Source organism: Streptomyces sp. NPDC002536 (assembly GCF_053594995.1).
Genome location: NZ_JBSFWU010000018.1, coordinates 1 through 16,684, shown reverse-complemented (window position 1 = coordinate 16,684; position 16,684 = coordinate 1). Strand labels below are relative to the sequence as shown.

Here is a 16,684-nt window from a genome sequence, read left to right as displayed (position 1 = left end):
ACCCATACGGCAGGCTGGAGGGGAACGAACAGTAGGACGAAAGAGGAGCAGCCGGTGATCCGTGTTGCGGTGGTGGACGACGAACAGCTCGTCCGGTCCGGGCTGCGCATGATCCTGGGCACGGCCCCGGACATCGAGGTGATCGCCGACTGCGGCGGCGGCGAAGCCGTGGCCGTGATCACCGCCTGCACCCCGGACGTGGTCCTGCTGGACATCCGCATGCCGGACGTGGACGGCCTGACCGTGCTGCGCGCCCTGCGCGCCGCCCCGCAGCCGCCGGCCGTCGCCATGCTCACGACGTTCGACGCCGACGAGTACCTCGCCGCCGCGCTCCGCCACGGCGCCGCCGGCTTCCTCCTCAAGGACACCGACCCGGAGCAGCTCGTCCGCGCGGTGCGCACCCTCGCCTCCGGCGGCAGCGTGCTGGACCCGGGCGTGACGCGTGCCGTGATCGGCGGCTACCTGGCCGCGGAGGCCGAGACGGCGGCGGCCGAGGCCGTACGGTCCCTCACCCCGCGGGAGCGCGAGGTGCTGGCCCACCTCGGCACGGGCCTGGCCAACCCGCAGATCGCCGAGCGCATGGGCCTGGCGCCCAGCACGGTCAAGGACCACGTGCGGGCCGTCCTCGGCAAGCTCGGCGGCGTCAACCGGGTGCAGGCCGCGATCGTCGCCGACCGCGCGGGCCTGGTCACCGCCTGCCGCCCCATGGACCCCCGAAGACCCGCGGACGCGGCACGGAGCGAGGGCGGCGCCCGATGAGCACCGTGGCAGCGCGTCTCAGGGCGTTCCCGTGGCCCCCGTGGGCCCCGGTCGTCGCGCCCATGCTGTTCGCCACGGCGGACGCGCTGCTCGTCAACGGGACCACGCCGTCCCTCGCGCTCTGGCTGTCGCTCCTGGCCGCGGTCGTCCTGCTGTGGCGCCGCCGCTTCCCCGTGGCCGTCTTCCTGATCACGCTCCCCGGCCTGCACATCGGTTACATCTGGTTCGCGCCGCTCATCGCGCTGTACACGATCGCGGTCCGCAGGCCGGACCGCCGGCTGCTGCTCGTCACGGGCCTGCTGCTGGCCGTGGCGCACTTCGTCCCGTATCCCGCCTCGGACTGGGGCAGCGCGCGGCAGATCGGGCTGTCCGCAGCCGACGCGCTCGTCAACGCCGCCACCCCGATCGCCCTGGGCCTGCTCGTGCGCACCCGCCGTGAACTCGCCGACCGGCTCGCCGAGCTGACCAGCAGCCGGGCCCGCGAGGACCGGCTGCTGGCGGACCAGGTGCTGGCCACCGAACGCGCCCGGCTCGCCCGGGAGATGCACGACGTGGTGGCCCATCAGGTCAGCCTGATCAGCCTCCAGGCCGGGGCCGTGCAGGTCAGCACCGACGACAGCAGGGCGCGGGCCGGGGCCGGCACCATCCGCGAACTGTCCGTGCGCACGCTCGACGAGCTGCGCCACATGGTCGGCATCCTGCGTGCGGCCGGCGCCGACACCGAGGAGCTCACGCCGCAGCCGCGGCTGGCGGACCTGCCCCGGCTGATCGAACTGAGCGCGCTGGACGTCACGTTCGAGGACGTGACCGCGCCCGACGCCCGGCGCTCGGAGGCCGTCGAGCGGGCGGCCTTCCGCACCGTGCAGGAGGCGCTGACCAACGTGCGCAAGCACGCGCCGGGTTCGAAGGTGCTGGTGCGGGTGGCGGAGGAGCGGGGCCGGGGCCTGCTGGTGGAGGTGCGCAACGGCCCGGCGGACTCGGCCGTGCCGGCGCCGGGGCTGCCCGGCGGGGGCCACGGCCTGGTGGGGCTGCGCGAGCGGGCCCAGAGCCTGGGCGGCACGCTGGAGGCGCACGCCACGGAGGAGGGCGGTTTCGTCGTACGCGCCCGGTTCCCGCGGGAGGAGCGGCCGTAGCGGGCGTTCAGGCCGACAGCGGGCGGGTGCCGGTGGGCTCCGCCGTGGCGCTGTCCAGATCCGGGTAGACCTCGAAGAGGCGGCGCACCCCCAGCGCGGCCAGCACCCTGTTGACGTGGGAGCCCTCCACGGCTCCCTGGGCGGGCAGGATCAGCCGCAGCCTGCCCTGGCAGGAGCGCATCAGCCGGCGGGCGGCGATCAGCACGCCCACCCCGCTGGAGTCGCAGAACCGCACCTCGCCGAGATCGAGCACCAGGGACCTGCGCCCCTCGGCGACCGCGTCGTGCACATGCTGCCGGACCGCCGGTGAGGTCACCAGATCCATCTCGCCGCAGACCCGGAGCACGGCCCACTCCCCCTGCTCGTGCCCCACCACCTTCAATGTCACGCGCCGAGCCCCTTCCCCAGTTCGTTCGTTATCCGGAATGGACCCTTCAACGGGTGGCTGCCCGGGAGCTCCCCCGTGAAACACCACCTGGCATAAGCCGGCCGCTGTTGAGCCTATGCCCAGCCCGAACCCTGGATTCCCCTGGTTCCGGTCACACCCGCATAACACATCGGCACATTCGTGCACGTACGATCCGTACCGATCGACCAGATCGACCCAAAGTGACCGGCCCCATACCATCCGCAGCAACCGAAGATCCAGAGTTTGCCGCAAACTCATATCCCCGGCGGAGGCCCGCGGCTACATTCGTCACTACGTACGGAAGGGGAGTACGTACGGAAGGGGCGGCATGACGAACGACGCACCACCCCGGTGGGACCGCCGGATGCACCAACGGCTGACCCACGGCGAAGCCGCGGCCCTGGGCGAGCTCTATGACCGCTTCGCCTCGCTGGTGCACGGCATCGCCCACCGGGTCCTCGACGACGAGCACGGCGCCGACCAGGTCACGCGCGAGGTCTTCGGCCACGCCTGGGAGCATCCCGAGGCCTACGACCCCCGGCACGGCTCGCTGCGCGCCTGGATCGCGGGGCTCGCCCACCGGCAGGCGGTCGGCCGGCTGCGCCGCACCGAGGACGACGGCACGGCCGGGCCCGAGGAGGTCGAGGAGAAGGTCCGCACCGCCTCCACCGCCGCCCGCGCCGACTACATCGTCACCTCCATGCCCGCCCCCTTGCGCGCCGCCCTCGACCTCGCCTACTTCCGGCGCCTCGACTACCGCCAGGCCGCCGCCCGCCTGGGCGTCACCGAGGACGAGGCCCGCCGCCGGCTCCGCCTCGGCCTGCAACTGCTCTCCACCGCGCACCAGGGCCCACGCCCCGTCCCCCCGCCCGGCTGCGGGGCGGCGCGATGAGCGGCGAGGACGACCCCCGGCGCTCCGATGCGCCCCCGCGCGTACCGGGACCGCGCGCTGCTGCGGACGACAGTGCGCCGTGGGCAGGCGCACCGGACGCCCCGGAGACGGCCGCGCCGCGGCCGGCGCTCCCGCACCCGGTGCTCAAGTCCCTGCTCGGCGCCTGGGCGCTGGCCGCCTGCTCGGCCGAGGAGACGACAGCCGTCGAGGGGCACCTGACCGACTGCGCGAGCTGCGCGGACGAGGCCGTCCGCCTGCGTGACGCGGTCGCCCTGCTGCACCCCGAGGACAGCCTCGACCTCGACCCCGGCCTGCGCTCCCGCGTCCTCGCCGGTGCCCTCGGCCGCCGCCCCGCCCGCATCCCCGTGCCCGACTGGGCCGCGCCGTACGAGGCCGAGGCAGCCCGGCTCGACGCCCTGCTGCACGACATCGGCGAGGCGGAGTGGCGGGCGCCGGTGCGGCTCCTGTGGTTCGACGGACAGGAGACGGTGGGACGCGACACCACGGTCGCCGCGGTGATCACGCACCTGATGACGGTCGACGGGATCGTCGCCGGTGCACTGGGGCTGCGGGACCCGCTGGAGGCGGTGGACCGGGACGCCTGTGTCTCGCTCCGCTCGCCGACCGCGCGGACGGAGGCGTACTGGGCCGCCGACGGCGCCGGGCGCGCGCCCGCGGCCGTCCACGCGGCGTGGCGGGACCAGGGGCGGTCACTGATACGGAAGGCGTCCTTCGATGCCGGCCGGGTGGCCGGACTCGCCGTGGAGTACGGCCCGTTCGCCCTGCCGCTGCGGGACTCCTTCCTGGACCGCGCCTTCGAGTGCTGGGTGCACGCCGGGGACATCGCGGAGGCGGTCGCCTATCCGTACACCGCACCCTCCTCGACGCACCTGCACCGCATGATCGACCTGGCGGCCCGGCTGCTGCCCACCGTGATCGCCGGACGGCGACGGGCCGGACTGGCCGCACCCGCACGGGAGTTGGTGCCCGCCGGGACGGTCGGCCGGTCGCTGCACCTGGAGATCGAGGGCAGCGGGGGCGGCCACTGGTACATCCCGCTGGACTCACCCGGAGCGGTGGGCGGCGCGGAGGGCGAAGTGGCGCATGTGGCGGTGGAGGGGGTGGAGTTCTGCCGGCTGGCCTCCGGCCGGGTGTCTCCGACGGATGCGGCGGCCGGGGGCCTGGGGGACCGCGAGGCCATTCGGGACGTGCTGTACGCCGCCGCGTCGCTGTCGCGGCTGTGAGGTCTGGGGGCTGTGCCCCCAGCTCCCCTTGTCGCGGCTCCCCGGGGCAGTGCGTCGGCTGCAGGCCGTCCATGGTTGCTCGCGCCCACGCGGCGGAGCCGCAAGGTGTCACAGCCCCGCGCCCCTTACGGGGCGCTGCCGAAACCTACGCGAACACGACCGTCCGCCGCCCGTTCAGCAGCACCCGGTGCTCGCTGTGCCACTTCACGGCCCGCGCCAGCGCCTGGCACTCCACGTCGCGGCCGATCGCGACCAGCTGGTCGGGGGTCACCTCGTGGCCCACCCGCTCGACCTCCTGCTCGATGATCGGGCCCTCGTCGAGGTCGGCCGTCACGTAGTGCGCGGTCGCACCGATCAGCTTCACACCGCGCGCGTGCGCCTGGTGGTACGGGCGTGCGCCCTTGAAGCTCGGCAGGAAGGAGTGGTGGATGTTGATGATCCGGCCGGTGAGGACCTTGCAGAGGTCGTCGGAGAGGACCTGCATGTAGCGGGCCAGGACGACGAGCTCCACGTTCTCGGACTGGACGAGCTCCAGCAGCCGCGCCTCCGCCTCCGGCTTGTTCTCCTTCGTCACCGGAATGTGGTGGAAGGGGACGCCGTAGGAGCCGACGAGCTCCTCGAAGTCGGTGTGGTTGGAGACCACCGCGGCGATCTCGACGGGCAGCGCCCCGATCCGGCTGCGGAACAGCAGGTCGTTCAGGCAGTGTCCGAACTTGGACACCATCAGCACGATGCGCATCTTCTCGTCGGCGCGGTGGATCTGCCAGTCCATGCGGAAGGAGTCCCCGACGGCGGCGAAGCTGGCCCGCAGCTTCTCCAGCGTCACGGTCGCCTCCGCGCTGAAGTGCACGCGCATGAAGAAGAGCCCGGTGTCGCGGTCTCCGAACTGCTGGCTGTCCTCGATGTTGCAGCCGGTCATGAACAGGTAGCTGGACACCGCGTGCACGATGCCCGGCTTGTCGGGACCGGAGAGGGTGAGGACGTACTGGCCGGACTGCTCGGGGGCCTTTTCGGCGACGGGGGGCTGCGAGGCGTTCATAGCCCAATAGCGTCGCACACCCGCGACCCCTTCCGGACCTCCAGCTTCCCCTCTCACCCCCGCCCGTGGCTCAGGCGTGGGTGAGCAGCGCCTCCAGCACGCCGATCGAGCGCGGCGCCGCGTCCGGGTCGTCCCCGTCGCTCACGGCCATCCGGACGTGTGCCTCGCGTGCCGCCCGGACCGCCTCGGGCCAGCCGTGGTGCTCCAGGTAGGCGGAGACCGGTGCGTCCGCCCCGACCTGGTGCATGATCCGCAGCACCCGCAGGACGGCGACGTCGACGAGCGCGGCCTCGCCCGAGTCCCGGAAGACCGTTCCGACGTATTTCTCGGCCGACCAGTTGTCCAGCCAGGTGTCCTCGACCAGACGGTAGACGGCGTCGGTCACATCTCCGTAGCCCTCGCGGCCGGTGAGCCAGCACTCCTGCTGGAACGCCGGGTCCGAGAGCATGTGCAGCGCCGAGCGGACGTTCACGCGCCAGCGCCACCACGGCATGTCATTGAGCGGCATGCCGTCCATGGTGGTCGAGCGGCGGCCGCGACGGGAAGACTTCTCCGAACCTTGCACAGCAGTCGATCGTACGTTCCCACTCACAGCTGGGACCACTCGCGCTGCGTCAGCCCGTACTTCTTGGCGATCGGGTTCCACAGGTCGGCCGCCTTCTTCTTCGCGGCGGTCGCATCCCCGCTCGCCCGGTCGCCGGCCACGCTGTCGCCGCTCGGACGGGCATGCCCCTTGTCGCAGCCGTGCTTGCCGCCGGCCTGGCCGGCCCACGCCGCGTAGTGGCTGTCCGCCGAGGCGGAGGACTGCCAGGCCTTGGTCAGCTGGGCGGAGAGGTCCGCGTTGCCGGGGAGCTTGTCGATGGGCGTCTGCTGCAGCCGGCCCACCAGGCCGTTGCGCTGGTCCGCAGCCGTGCGCAGGTCGGCGCCCGACTTGTCGAGGTCCTTGCAGCTGCGGGTGGAGTCGACGGCCTTGATGACCGCGTCACGACTGCCGGAGCTGTCCTTCAGCAGGGCGTCCAGCGCCTTGGCCTGCCCCTCGGCCGGGTCGGCCGGCTTGGGCTCCGGGATCGTGGCGGCAGGGCTGTCGCTCGGCGCGGTGGAGGCGGGCGGCGCGCTGGCCGCTGCGTTCTGCTGGTCACTGCTCTTGTCGTCACCACCGCCGCTGAGCAGCGCACCGGCGCCGAGCCCTGCGACGGCGCAGCCGGCCACAACGGCCGTGACCAGTACGACGGGTGACTTCTTCCGCTTGGCGGGCGGCGGGGCCGCGTGCCCGGGCGGCGGCGGTGCCGTGCTGCCGGGCGGCGGGCCCATGGGCGACGGCTGTCTGCGCCGGGAAGCGGCCGGTGCGGCCGGCGGAACGGGCGGCAGTTGCTGCGTGGGTGCGGCCGCACGGAAAAGGGTGTCGAACTCCCTGGGGGGCGTGCGGTCCCCGTGGGGCGCGGGCAGCGGGCCGGGCGCGCCGCCCGGTCCGGCGACGGGCGCGATGTACTGGGTGGCCGCCTCGGCGGTACCCCCGACGGGGGGCAGGAACTGGGTGGCGGCGTCCCCGTTGACCACGGGCGGCAGGAACTGGGTGGCCGAGTCCCCGTCGGCAACGGGCGCCAGGTACTGCGTGGCGGAGCCCTCGTTGACCACGGGAGGCAGGTACTGCGTCGCCGCGGCCTCGTTGACCACGGGCAGCGGATACTGCGCCGCCGCGCTCTCGTTGACCACGGGCGGCAGGTACTGCGTCGCCGCCGATGCCGCCTCGGGGGCCGGCATCGGCCCGGGTATCGGCCCCGGTATCGGCGGGGGGCCGCCCGGCAGCGGCGGCAGGTACTGGGTGGCGGCGTCCGAGGCACCCGGAGGAACCTCCGGAGGCAACGGGGCACGCACCGCAGGGAACTGCGGCTCGTTTCCCTGTCCGTTCTGCGTCACCGGGGACTCCTCAGGCTGTACGGGGCGTGTGAACCGGCAGCTCACGCTACCGGGTGCGCTCCGCGCCGGGACAGTGAACCCCATGCGCTCCCGGACGCCGGGCGGGTCGCAGCCGGCCCGCCCGGCGTCCCGGGTCGCCCCTCCTTACGTCACTCTTTGCCTCACTTTGCGCCGCCCGTTATGCCGCTTGCATCTCCAGTCGCGCCCCGAACTCCCGTACCACCGGCTCGTCCCGGTACGGCTCCAGCCGCTGCCGGAAGTCGTCCAGGTACTCGGCGCCCCGGTTCGACCGCAGTGTGCCCAGCAGTTCCAGTGCCCGCGTCCCGGTGACGCACGCCTCCTCCACCTCGCGCTGCTGCACGTGCGCCGTCGCCAGGACGAGCATGCCGATCGCCCGGCGCCGCACCCGGCTCTGCGGGTGGTTGTGCAGTGCGTCCTCCGCATGCCGCCGGGCCGGTTCCGCCTGGCCCAGGTCGCGGTGGCAGTGCGCCAACTCGTCCGACAGGTAGGCCCGGTCGAAGTGCCGGATCCACGCCGGGTCGTCACCGGAGTCCGGCCCGTTGTCGGCCTCCTCGAGCTTGGTCACCGCCTTGGCCGCGACGGTCTGGCAGGAGCGCGCGTCCCCCAGGAGCGCGTGACCGCGCGCCTCGGCCGCGTAGAACATCGCCTCCACCCGCGGTGTGACCTGGCCCCGCGCCCCTTCCTGCGCGGCCTTCGCCAACTGGGCGATCTCCCGCGGATTGCCCAGCGAGGCGGCCAGATGACTCATGCTCGCCGCCAGCACGTACCCGCCGTACCCCCGGTCCCCGGCCGCCTGGGCCAGCCGGAGGGCCTGGATGTAGTAGCGCTGGGCGAGACCGGGCTGCCCGGTGTCCACGGCCATGTAGCCCGCGAGTTCCGTCAGACGGGCCACTGCGGCGAACAACTCCCGCCCCACGGCCTCCCGGTAGGAACCGGCCAGCAGTCCGGAGACCACGCTGTTGAGGTAGTGCACGACAACCGGGCGCACGTGCCCGCTGCCGTAACGGTGGTCAAGTTCGACCAGTGCTTCGGTCGTGGCACGCACGGCCTCCACGTCGGACACCCCGACCCGCGCGCCCGCGCTCCGGGCGACCTGCGGATCGGCCGCGGTGATCAGCCAGTCGCGGCTGGGCTCCACGAGGGCGGACGACGCCACGGACGTCCCGCTCAGGAAGTCGCGCCGCCCGACGTCACTGCGCCACAGCTCACAGACCTGTTCGATCGCACCCAACACCGTTGGGGAGAACTGGAGTCCGACGCCGGAGGCGAGGTTCTTGCCGTTCGCCATGCCGATTTCGTCGATCGTGACCGTACGGCCGAGCTTCCGCCCGAGCGCCTCGGCGATGACGGCCGGGGCGCGGCCGCGCGGCTGCTGACCGCGCAGCCACCGCGCGACGGAGGTCTTGTCGTACCTCAGATCGAGACCGTGCTCCGCGCCGCACATGTTGACCCTGCGCGCCAACCCGGCGTTGGAGCAGCCGGCTTCCTGGATCAGCGCCTGCAGCCGTTCGTTCGGCTGCCGCGCCACAAGCGGCCTTGCCGCCATGCTGAACCCCCTGAGACTGCTATGCGTTCGCGATGTGGACCGCGAGAAGCGGAGAAGCTGAGACAGCTGTGAACGCCTTCCCCTGTGATCTTTGCCCCCTGAATATCCGGAGAATGCAGGAATTACGGGTATTGCCATCTATAGCCGTAATGACGAGGTCGGCGCCCGCCGCCCGAGTGGCTACCCCTTCGCGGCGGTGAAGCCGCACCTGCGCCCCCGTCCATGCCTCCGTGCGCCCCGCGTGCTGTTACGGATCAACGGCTGCTGTCAACCTCGCCCGACACCCGATCCGCCACATCCCCGTGCGACAGCCGTAACCCCTGGTGACAAGGGGAGTTGTGATGAGCGTGGAAGAGACCATCGGAGTAGGAGCACCGCGCATCCCCCAACAACGCGGCGAGCACGTGCTCGAGGCCGCGGCACGATACGCGGAAGAGCGGCACTGGGACGTCATCGCAGGCACCTGGCTGGAGGCCGTCGACGGCAGGGAGCGCTGCTCCTGCGGCGAGCCCGACTGCCCGGCCCCGGGCGCCCATCCGACCCGCCCCGACTGGGCGGAACAGGCCACCGGCAGCGCCTCGACGGCACGCCGGATGTGGACGAAACAGCCCCGCGCCGCGATCATCCTGCCGACCGGTCGCACCTTCGACGCGCTCGACGTCTCCGAATCCGCCGGCTTCCTGGCGCTGGCGCGCATGGAGCGCATGGGCATCGAACTCGGCCCGGTCACCTGCACGCCGTTCCGGCGGATGCTGTTCTTCGTGCTGCCGGGCGGGGCGTTGAAGGTGCCGGACGCGACACGGAAGCTGGGCTGGTCGCCGGCCACGCTGGACCTGATCGCCCGGGGCGAGAGCGACTACGTGGTCGCACCGCCGACCCGTATCGGCAACCGGGGGCGGGTGCTGTGGGCGCGGCAGCCGACGGCAGCCAACCGGTGGCTGCCGGATGCGGAGGAGCTTGTCAGCTCGTTGGCGTATGCGTGTGGCCGCGAGGCGGCCGATGCGCGGTGCCGCTGACGCGGCGACACCAGGGTGTTTGGCAGCGCCCCGTAAGGGGCGCGGGGAACTGCGCGAGCAACCACGACGCTCCCGCAGTCGACGTCCCGGGGTAGTGCGTCGGCTGCGGGCCGACAGTGGCTGGTCGCGCAGTTCCCCGCGCCCCTTACGGGGCGGGGCGCACCGTCTCAGCCGGCCTCCGCCACATGTCCGTCCGGTCGGACCAGCAGCGACATCTGCCCCGCATCGGCCCGCGTCACCGTGAGGACCCCGTCCTCCGGCTCGGACTTGGCCCCCCGCGGCAGCACCCGTACGTACGACCCCGCGCGGAGCGCCTCGTACAGTCGCGACGGCCCCTCCTCCGTCTCCGCCAGCGGGACGTCCGGTGCGCGGTGCCCGACCAGGCGGTGCGCGCCGGGCGGTGCCGGGTAGGCGATGCCGATGCCCGAGACGAACATCATCGCCCGGTCGATGGCGAACGGTGCCAGGAAGCCCGCCGCGACCGCCGCGTTGCGTGCGCCCCGCTTGAGCCGGGTGTCGGCGAGCGCCGCGCGGATCAGTGCGCCGCTCATGCGCAGGACCGCCGTCCCTACGGGGTGCCGTTCCTCGTGGTAGCTGTCGAGGAGGGTGTCGTCCGCGCGGCCTGCGAGCACGGCCGCCAGTTTCCAGCTGAGGTTGGCCGCGTCCTGGAGGCCGGCGTTCATGCCCATGCCGCCCGCGGGCGAGTGCACATGGGCCGCGTCGCCCGCCAGGAACACCCGGCCCTGGCGGTACCGCGGCACCTGGCGCTCGTCGCTGTGGAAGCGGGAGGTCCACCGCTCGTCCCGGATGCCGAAGTCGGTGCCGAACGCGGCGCGTACGACGGCGCGCAGCCGGTCCATGTCGACGGGCGCGTCCACCGGCAGGTCGCTGCCGCGCTCCCACGCGATGACGCGGTACCAGCCGTCGCCGAAGGCCACGACGAACGCGAAGCCCGCGCCGACCCCGCGGAAGGCGGGCAGCGCCTCCGGCGGGGCGTCCAGGCGGACGTCCGCGAGCACGACCGAGCGCAGGACGGACTGCCCGGGGAACGGCATGCCGAGCGCTGCCCGGACCGCGCTGTGCACCCCGTCCGCACCGACCGCGTACTGCGCACGGAGCGGGGCAGCGGCGCCCTCGACGTCCACTTCGACCCCGTCCGCGTCCTGCCGCAGGCCGGTCAGCCGGGCGCCGCGCCGGATGTCGACTCCGAGCTTGAGGGCGCGCTCCTCCAGGACGCGCTCCGTCTCGTACTGCGGGGTCATCAGAACGCCCGCGAAGCGGGTGGGCAGCCGGGTCAGGTCGGCGCGGGTGGGGCCGAAGAAGCGGATGCCGGGGAGGAAGCTGCCGGTGGCGAGGAGCTTTTCGGCGAGGCCGCGGGCGTCGAGCACTTCGAGGGTGCGGGCGTGGACGGCGAAGGCCCGGGTGAGGTTGGACTCCTGCGCGCGCTTCTCCAGCACGACGACGCGGACGCCGGCGGCGGCGAGATCGCCGGCGAGCAGCAGCCCGGTGGGGCCGGCTCCCACAACCAGGACGTCTGCGGTGTGTTCGGGGCGAGCGGGCATGGCGGACATGGCTGACTCCCGAGGGACGGCCGCTCTCTGCGGCTGCGCGGCACGGTGCTGTGCCTACTGCCAGTGGACACCCGGCAGCGGGTTATGTCAACGCCCGTTGAATTAATGCGCCCCCGCTCTCTTCCCGCGCCCCCTACGCCGGAACCGCCGCGTCCAGGAAGGGCTCCGCCACCCGCCGCCAGCTGTCCGGCCGCTCGTAGTGGACGAGGTGCCCGGCGTCGGGGATCTCCGCGTACTGACCGCGCGGCAGGACGCGGACCATCTCCTGGGCCTCGGCCCGCCCGAGGGCGCCGTCCAGGCCGCGCACGACGAGCGTCGGGCACGTGACCATGGCCAGCTCCTCCCAGTGCGCGTCGTGCGCGTAGGCCTCGCGCGCGGCCAGCATCTGACGGCGGAAGAACAGCGGCCGCCAGCCGTCGGCCCGCTCGGCCATCACCTCGGCGTAGAAGTCGCCCCGGGCCGGGGCGGGCTTCTCCAGCGTCGGATCCTCCTCGCCGAACCACTTGCGCACGTCCGCCAGCGTCGCGAACGGGACCGGCCAGGAGCGGAACCACTCCGTCCACTGGCGCTGGGTGGCCGCACCCAGGGCGGAGGCCCGCATGTCCAGGATGACCAGCGCCCGCACGAGCTCCGGGTACCGGGCGGCCAGCTGCCAGGCCGTGAGGGCGCCCATGGCGTGGCCGACGAGGGTCACGGGCGCCAGGCCGAGCTGCTCGATGGCGGCCACCGCATCGGCCACATAGGCCTCGCGGACGTACGGACCGCCGACCGGCTTGTCGCTGCGGCCGTGGCCCCGCTGGTCGAGGGCCACCGTGCGGTGGCGCGGGGAGAGCCAGCGACCGGTCTCCGTCCAGTGCGCGGCGCGGCCCAGCAGACCGTGGAGCAGGAGCACTCCGCCGTGACCCCGGCCGCCGGCCCCGGCGGCCGCCGGCGGGTCGGCGAACTCCCAGGCGGCAAGCCGTACTCCGCCGCTACCGCTCACCTCGATACGCCGCACCATGACTCCTGGCACCTCGCTTCTCCCCCGAGCAGCTCCACCTGAACCGGCAGCCTGACTGGCAGCTTCACTTTATTGAACGCCTATTCGAATACACGGTTACGACGCGCAACACCCCTCGTTCGAGTGACCGGGCGGCAGGATTGGCCGTCTGCACCACGGGGAGGAATCGACCTGGGCGCGGACCGCTCGGGGAAGAAGGTCCGCGCGGCGCACCCTGGGAGCTCGGGGCTCCGGGTCGCCACGGGGGATTACGGGGAGGTGGGGCCCCGGCAGCCCGACAGGGCGCCGGGGCCCTTCGTCGTGCAGGACAACGGCGGCATACGGAGCATCGGGACGCCCCAGCGGCCTCATCGGACCCAAGCCCCCTCCCCCGGTCGGCGGCGCGCGTGTGCATATGCCTCAGCGCCAGCCTGGCACGGCTCGGGCCCGGGCGCGCCGATTCCGCCGACTCCGGGCGGAAACAGGGGAAGTCGATCGGAAGGGGCGGCGCCTGCCGCCCCTGGGGGCACCTCTGGGGGCACCCCCAGCGGTAGCTGGGGGAGGTAGCTGGGGGAGCGTCACCGACCCGCCGGGCGAGGGCACGGCCCGGCAGGTCGCAGCGGGTGCCGCAGGGGCTGCGGCGGGGGTCAGCGCTTGGCGACGAAAACGTGCGAGGCGATGTCCGGCTCCAGCTCGGCGGCCTCGCCGCTGCTGCCCACCATCACCCCACCGGGGGACTCCGTCACACTGACGACCGCACCCGGCTGCACCCCGGCGCGGCGCAGCGTGTACATCAGCTGGGCGTCCGTCTGGATCGGCTCGCCGATGCGGCGGACGACCACGGTCTTGCCCTCGGTGCCGGGCTCCAGCTCCATCAGGCTGACCATGCCGGCGTTGAGGAACGGATCGGCCTCGGCCTTCTCGCCCAGCTCCTCCAGACCCGGGATCGGGTTTCCGTAGGGCGACTCCGTGGGGTGCCGCAGGAGCTCGAGCACCCGGCGCTCCACGGCCTCGCTCATCACGTGCTCCCAGCGGCAGGCCTCGGCGTGCACCTGCTCCCACTCCAGGCCGATCACGTCGACGAGCAGGCACTCCGCCAGCCGGTGCTTGCGCATCACGCGCGTGGCCAGGCGGCGGCCCTCCTCGGTGAGCTCCAGGTGACGGTCGCCGGCGACCGTCACCAGTCCGTCGCGCTCCATGCGGGCCACGGTCTGGCTCACCGTCGGGCCGCTCTGGTCGAGCCGCTCGGCGATGCGGGCGCGCATGGGGACCACACCTTCCTCTTCCAGCTCAAGGATGGTGCGGAGATACATCTCCGTGGTGTCGATCAGTCCGGACATGCGTGCCCCTCGATAAGTAGTGCGCTGGCCTGGCCCTGGACTCAATTCTGACGCATACCACCGACAAGGGTGCCGCGTACGGCCCGGCCGGGGCCGCCCCGTATTGACAGGGTGCTGGTCCAGACCGCAACGTGATCCGCGCGCCCCCGACGCACAAGGAGTCCGTGAGCGATGAGCGAGCACCAGTTGGCCGGGCAGTTCCTCGACGCCGCGATCGGACTGCTCCAGCGGGTGCGCGACGAGGAGGCCGGGGCGATCGCCGCGGCCGGTGCGCTGATCGCCGACACCGTCGTCGCGGGCGGGCGGCTGTTCGTCTTCGGCGCCGGCCACTCCTCGCTGCCCGCGCAGGACGTGGTCTACCGGGCGGGCGGCCTCGCCCTGATGAACCTCCTGTCCGTGCCGGGGGCCGTGGGCGTGGACGTGATGCCGGCGACGCTCGGCAGCGCGCTCGAACGGGTGGACGGGCTCGCCGGGGCCGTCCTCGACACGAGTCCGGCGCAGCCGGGCGACCTGCTGATCGTCATCTCGCTGTCCGGGCGGAACTCGCTGCCGGTGGAGATGGCCATGAACGCGCGGGCGCTCGGGCTGAAGGTCGTCGGTCTGACGTCGCTGGCGTACGCGGAGGAGACGAAGTCCCGGCACGTGTCCGGGACGTTCCTCAAGGACCACTGCGACGTCGTCATCGACAGCAAGGTGGCGCCCGGCGATGCGGAGCTCTCTGCCGAGGGCGTTGGGGGGCGGTTCGGGCCTGCGTCGACCGTTGTCGCCAGCGCGGCTTTGCAGGCCATCGTGGCGTCCGCCACCGGAGAGCTCGCCGCGCGGGGGGTCAATCCGCCGGTGCTTCGCTCCGGCAACGTCGACGGGGGGCACGAATGGAACGGGCGGGTACTGGCCGAGTACAGAGACCGGATCTTCTTCCGGTACTGAGTCGGCTGCAGGTCGTCTGTGGCTGATCGCGCAGTTCCCCGCGCCCCTTACGGGGCGCTCCCTACCTCCCCCGCCAAGTCCACCGAGGCCGCCACACGGGACGCGATGTCCTCCGCGTACATCGCGTCCGCCCGGTCGAACGCCCTGCGGGACGCCCCGCGCAGGAACGTCACCACTCCGACCGTCCTGCCCCGGCTCCGCAGTGCCGTCGACAGGGCGTGGCGTGTGCCGTCCGGCCATTTGCGGGCCGCCGCCCAGTCCTCCGTGCGGTCCGAGGCCGCGCGGACCGAGCCGCAGCGTTCGACCGCCTGGAGGGCGGGGTGGCCGTCCATGTACGGGACCGGCAGGCCGCCGCCCGGCGGGGGCGACTGGCCGGGGGCGCCGGCCGGCGTGGCCGCGGCGCGGACCAGGCGGATCGGGCCGTCGGGTGCCGTCTCGGCGGACGGCAGCAGGTCGATCAGTGCGTGGTCCGCGAAGCCGGCCAGCGCGAAGTCCATGTAGAGCGCCGCCGCTTCCATCGGGTCCTCGCACTCCGCCACCGCGCGCCCCGCGCGGTGCAGCTGACTTCCCCGGAACCGCAGCCTGGCGCTCTCCTGTTCGGCGAGCCGCGTCTTGGTGACGTCCAGGAAGAGCCAGGCCACTCCGAGCGGCACCGGTTCCTCGGCCAGCGGGGTGGCCAGGCGCAGGAACCCCGAGCGCCAGCAGCGCCGCTCCGGCACCGGGGCTCCCCGGTCGCCGCGCAGCGTCACCCACAGGTCCGTCGGCGCGGGCGGCGCGCCCGCGGCGAGGACGTGCTGGAGGGCGCCCTCCAGGTCCTCCACGCCCTGTTCGAGCAGTTCCCCCAGCGGCCGACCCAGCAGGGCCGTGCGGCTCGTCCGCAGCGCCCGTGCGGCGTGTGCGTTGGCCAGCGCGGGCCGGAGGTCCGCGTCGACCAGCACCACGCCCCAGGACGCCTCTCCGAACAGGGCCTCGCTGAGGGCGACCGAGCGCTCCAGGTCGATCTGCGTGTGCACCTCGCTGAACGCGCAGTACACGCCTGCCGGTCTGCCGTCGGCACCGTGCACCACGGAGGACTGCACGCGGACGAGGATCCGGCCGCCCTCTTTGGTCAGCAGGGCGAACTCGTCCACCTGCCGGCCGTGCGCCTTCATCGCACCGAGCAGCCGGGCGGTCACTTCTTCCGCGTCCGCGTCGCGCACCGCCCAGCCCGTCAGGCCGCACCGTCCGACGGCCTCTTCCGCGGACCAGCCGAGTATCCGCTCGGCCTCGCGGTTCCAGTGCGTCACCGTGCCGCTCGCGTCGATGGCGAACAGCGCGGCGTCCATGCCGTCGAGGAGCGCGACGAGAAGGTCGTGGTCGTCGCTGTCCGAGGCGGCTGCGGCAGGGCCTGAGGAATGTGGAGCGGTCACGGGGTACCCCCTGCTGGACGCGTCTGCATGTCCTGCACGACGGGTCATTCAACTCGACCGTGACGGACACCGCGCCGTCTTCCGTGAAATCCGTTCACGGGAAAAACCGGTTGTGACCCCGCGGGGGGCCTTCCTAGGCTGTGGGGCACACGAGAAGGGAGGTGGTTCGGGACATGGTTTACATCCGGACGCGTGAGGTGACTGCGGGCTAGCGCCCGTCGTCGCGTACAGCGCTGCGCCGGCGTCGCCGGCCAATCCCAGGCAGTCACCCGATCCGTGGGCCGCCGAGTCGTCCGCTCGGCACCGCCGCGCCGCAAGGCGCGGCGGTAACCGGCCCACGGATCGTCTGCGTTTCGGGGCGCCGTAGCGCCCCAAAGGGGCGCGGGGAACTGCGCGATCAGCCACCGACGGCCTGCAGCCGACGCACCACCCCAGGGGTCCGGGCGCAGCCCCGGGACTTCGACTGCGGGCGCATCGTGGCT

General features: G+C 73.1%; 15 protein-coding genes. 6 read left to right on the top strand and 9 right to left on the bottom strand.

Annotation, left to right across the window (positions count from 1 at the left end; all coding sequences use genetic code 11):
- Positions 1-54: 54 nt before the first annotated feature.
- Both ACWD4B_RS09435 and ACWD4B_RS09430 read left to right on the top strand, forming a co-directional pair.
- The gene (locus tag ACWD4B_RS09435; protein ID WP_451420216.1) at positions 55-759 is read left to right on the top strand and encodes a response regulator; all 705 of its coding nucleotides are present in this window, start codon (positions 55-57) and stop codon (positions 757-759) included.
- Positions 756-1,892 (top strand): sensor histidine kinase, encoded by a 1,137-nt coding sequence (locus tag ACWD4B_RS09430; protein WP_451420215.1) that lies wholly within the window; start codon positions 756-758, stop codon positions 1,890-1,892. The genes ACWD4B_RS09435 and ACWD4B_RS09430 overlap by 4 nt, the downstream gene beginning before the upstream one ends.
- A gap of 7 nt (positions 1,893-1,899) precedes the next feature.
- Here ACWD4B_RS09430 and ACWD4B_RS09425 read toward each other — a convergent pair whose 3' ends face one another.
- On the bottom strand, positions 1,900-2,280 hold the full coding sequence (locus tag ACWD4B_RS09425) for an STAS domain-containing protein (protein WP_390780449.1): 381 nt from the start codon (positions 2,278-2,280) through the stop codon (positions 1,900-1,902).
- Between the two features lie 349 nt (positions 2,281-2,629).
- Between ACWD4B_RS09425 and ACWD4B_RS09420 the strand changes: the two genes are divergently transcribed.
- Both ACWD4B_RS09420 and ACWD4B_RS09415 read left to right on the top strand, forming a co-directional pair.
- Complete coding sequence (locus ACWD4B_RS09420; protein WP_451420214.1) at positions 2,630-3,193, top strand: sigma-70 family RNA polymerase sigma factor; 564 nt, start codon at positions 2,630-2,632, stop codon at positions 3,191-3,193.
- Positions 3,190-4,437: a maleylpyruvate isomerase N-terminal domain-containing protein gene (locus ACWD4B_RS09415; protein ID WP_451420213.1), complete on the top strand. Its 1,248-nt coding sequence runs from the start codon at positions 3,190-3,192 to the stop codon at positions 4,435-4,437. Before ACWD4B_RS09420 ends, ACWD4B_RS09415 begins: the two co-directional genes overlap by 4 nt.
- Before the next feature lie 145 nt (positions 4,438-4,582).
- On the opposite strand, the gene purU is transcribed toward ACWD4B_RS09415, so the two are convergent.
- The 4 genes from purU to ACWD4B_RS09395 form a co-directional block, all read right to left on the bottom strand.
- Positions 4,583-5,476 (bottom strand): formyltetrahydrofolate deformylase, encoded by an 894-nt coding sequence (purU, locus tag ACWD4B_RS09410; RefSeq protein ID WP_171078988.1) that lies wholly within the window; start codon positions 5,474-5,476, stop codon positions 4,583-4,585.
- Positions 5,477-5,546: 70 nt separating this feature from the next.
- Positions 5,547-5,993: an SCO4402 family protein gene (locus ACWD4B_RS09405; protein ID WP_451420263.1), complete on the bottom strand. Its 447-nt coding sequence runs from the start codon at positions 5,991-5,993 to the stop codon at positions 5,547-5,549.
- Positions 5,994-6,064: 71 nt separating this feature from the next.
- On the bottom strand, positions 6,065-7,393 hold the full coding sequence (locus ACWD4B_RS09400) for a hypothetical protein (RefSeq protein ID WP_451420212.1): 1,329 nt from the start codon (positions 7,391-7,393) through the stop codon (positions 6,065-6,067).
- Between the two features lie 178 nt (positions 7,394-7,571).
- A complete protein-coding gene (locus ACWD4B_RS09395; protein ID WP_336414744.1) occupies positions 7,572-8,960 on the bottom strand; it encodes a transcriptional regulator in 1,389 nt (462 codons plus the stop codon).
- A 341-nt stretch (positions 8,961-9,301) separates the two neighbouring features.
- Here ACWD4B_RS09395 and ACWD4B_RS09390 point away from each other — a divergent pair, with 341 nt between their 5' ends.
- The gene (locus ACWD4B_RS09390; protein ID WP_451420211.1) at positions 9,302-9,976 is read left to right on the top strand and encodes a bifunctional DNA primase/polymerase; all 675 of its coding nucleotides are present in this window, start codon (positions 9,302-9,304) and stop codon (positions 9,974-9,976) included.
- 167 nt (positions 9,977-10,143) lie between these two features.
- On the opposite strand, the gene ACWD4B_RS09385 is transcribed toward ACWD4B_RS09390, so the two are convergent.
- From ACWD4B_RS09385 to ACWD4B_RS09375, 3 genes are all read right to left on the bottom strand, one after another.
- A complete protein-coding gene (locus ACWD4B_RS09385; RefSeq protein WP_451420210.1) occupies positions 10,144-11,547 on the bottom strand; it encodes an FAD-dependent monooxygenase in 1,404 nt (467 codons plus the stop codon).
- Positions 11,548-11,680: 133 nt separating this feature from the next.
- Positions 11,681-12,547 carry an alpha/beta fold hydrolase gene (locus ACWD4B_RS09380; RefSeq protein ID WP_451420209.1) on the bottom strand — a complete coding sequence of 289 codons (867 nt, stop codon included), beginning with the start codon at positions 12,545-12,547 and terminating at the stop codon, positions 11,681-11,683.
- Positions 12,548-13,173: 626 nt separating this feature from the next.
- The gene (locus tag ACWD4B_RS09375; protein ID WP_336414740.1) at positions 13,174-13,866 is read right to left on the bottom strand and encodes a metal-dependent transcriptional regulator; all 693 of its coding nucleotides are present in this window, start codon (positions 13,864-13,866) and stop codon (positions 13,174-13,176) included.
- 171 nt (positions 13,867-14,037) lie between these two features.
- Between ACWD4B_RS09375 and ACWD4B_RS09370 the strand changes: the two genes are divergently transcribed.
- Entirely contained in the window at positions 14,038-14,793 is a 756-nt protein-coding gene (locus ACWD4B_RS09370; protein ID WP_336414739.1) for an SIS domain-containing protein, read from the top strand.
- A gap of 47 nt (positions 14,794-14,840) precedes the next feature.
- Here ACWD4B_RS09370 and ACWD4B_RS09365 read toward each other — a convergent pair whose 3' ends face one another.
- Entirely contained in the window at positions 14,841-16,250 is a 1,410-nt protein-coding gene (locus tag ACWD4B_RS09365; RefSeq protein ID WP_451420208.1) for a PAS domain-containing protein, read from the bottom strand.
- Between the last annotated feature and the right edge of the window lie 434 nt (positions 16,251-16,684).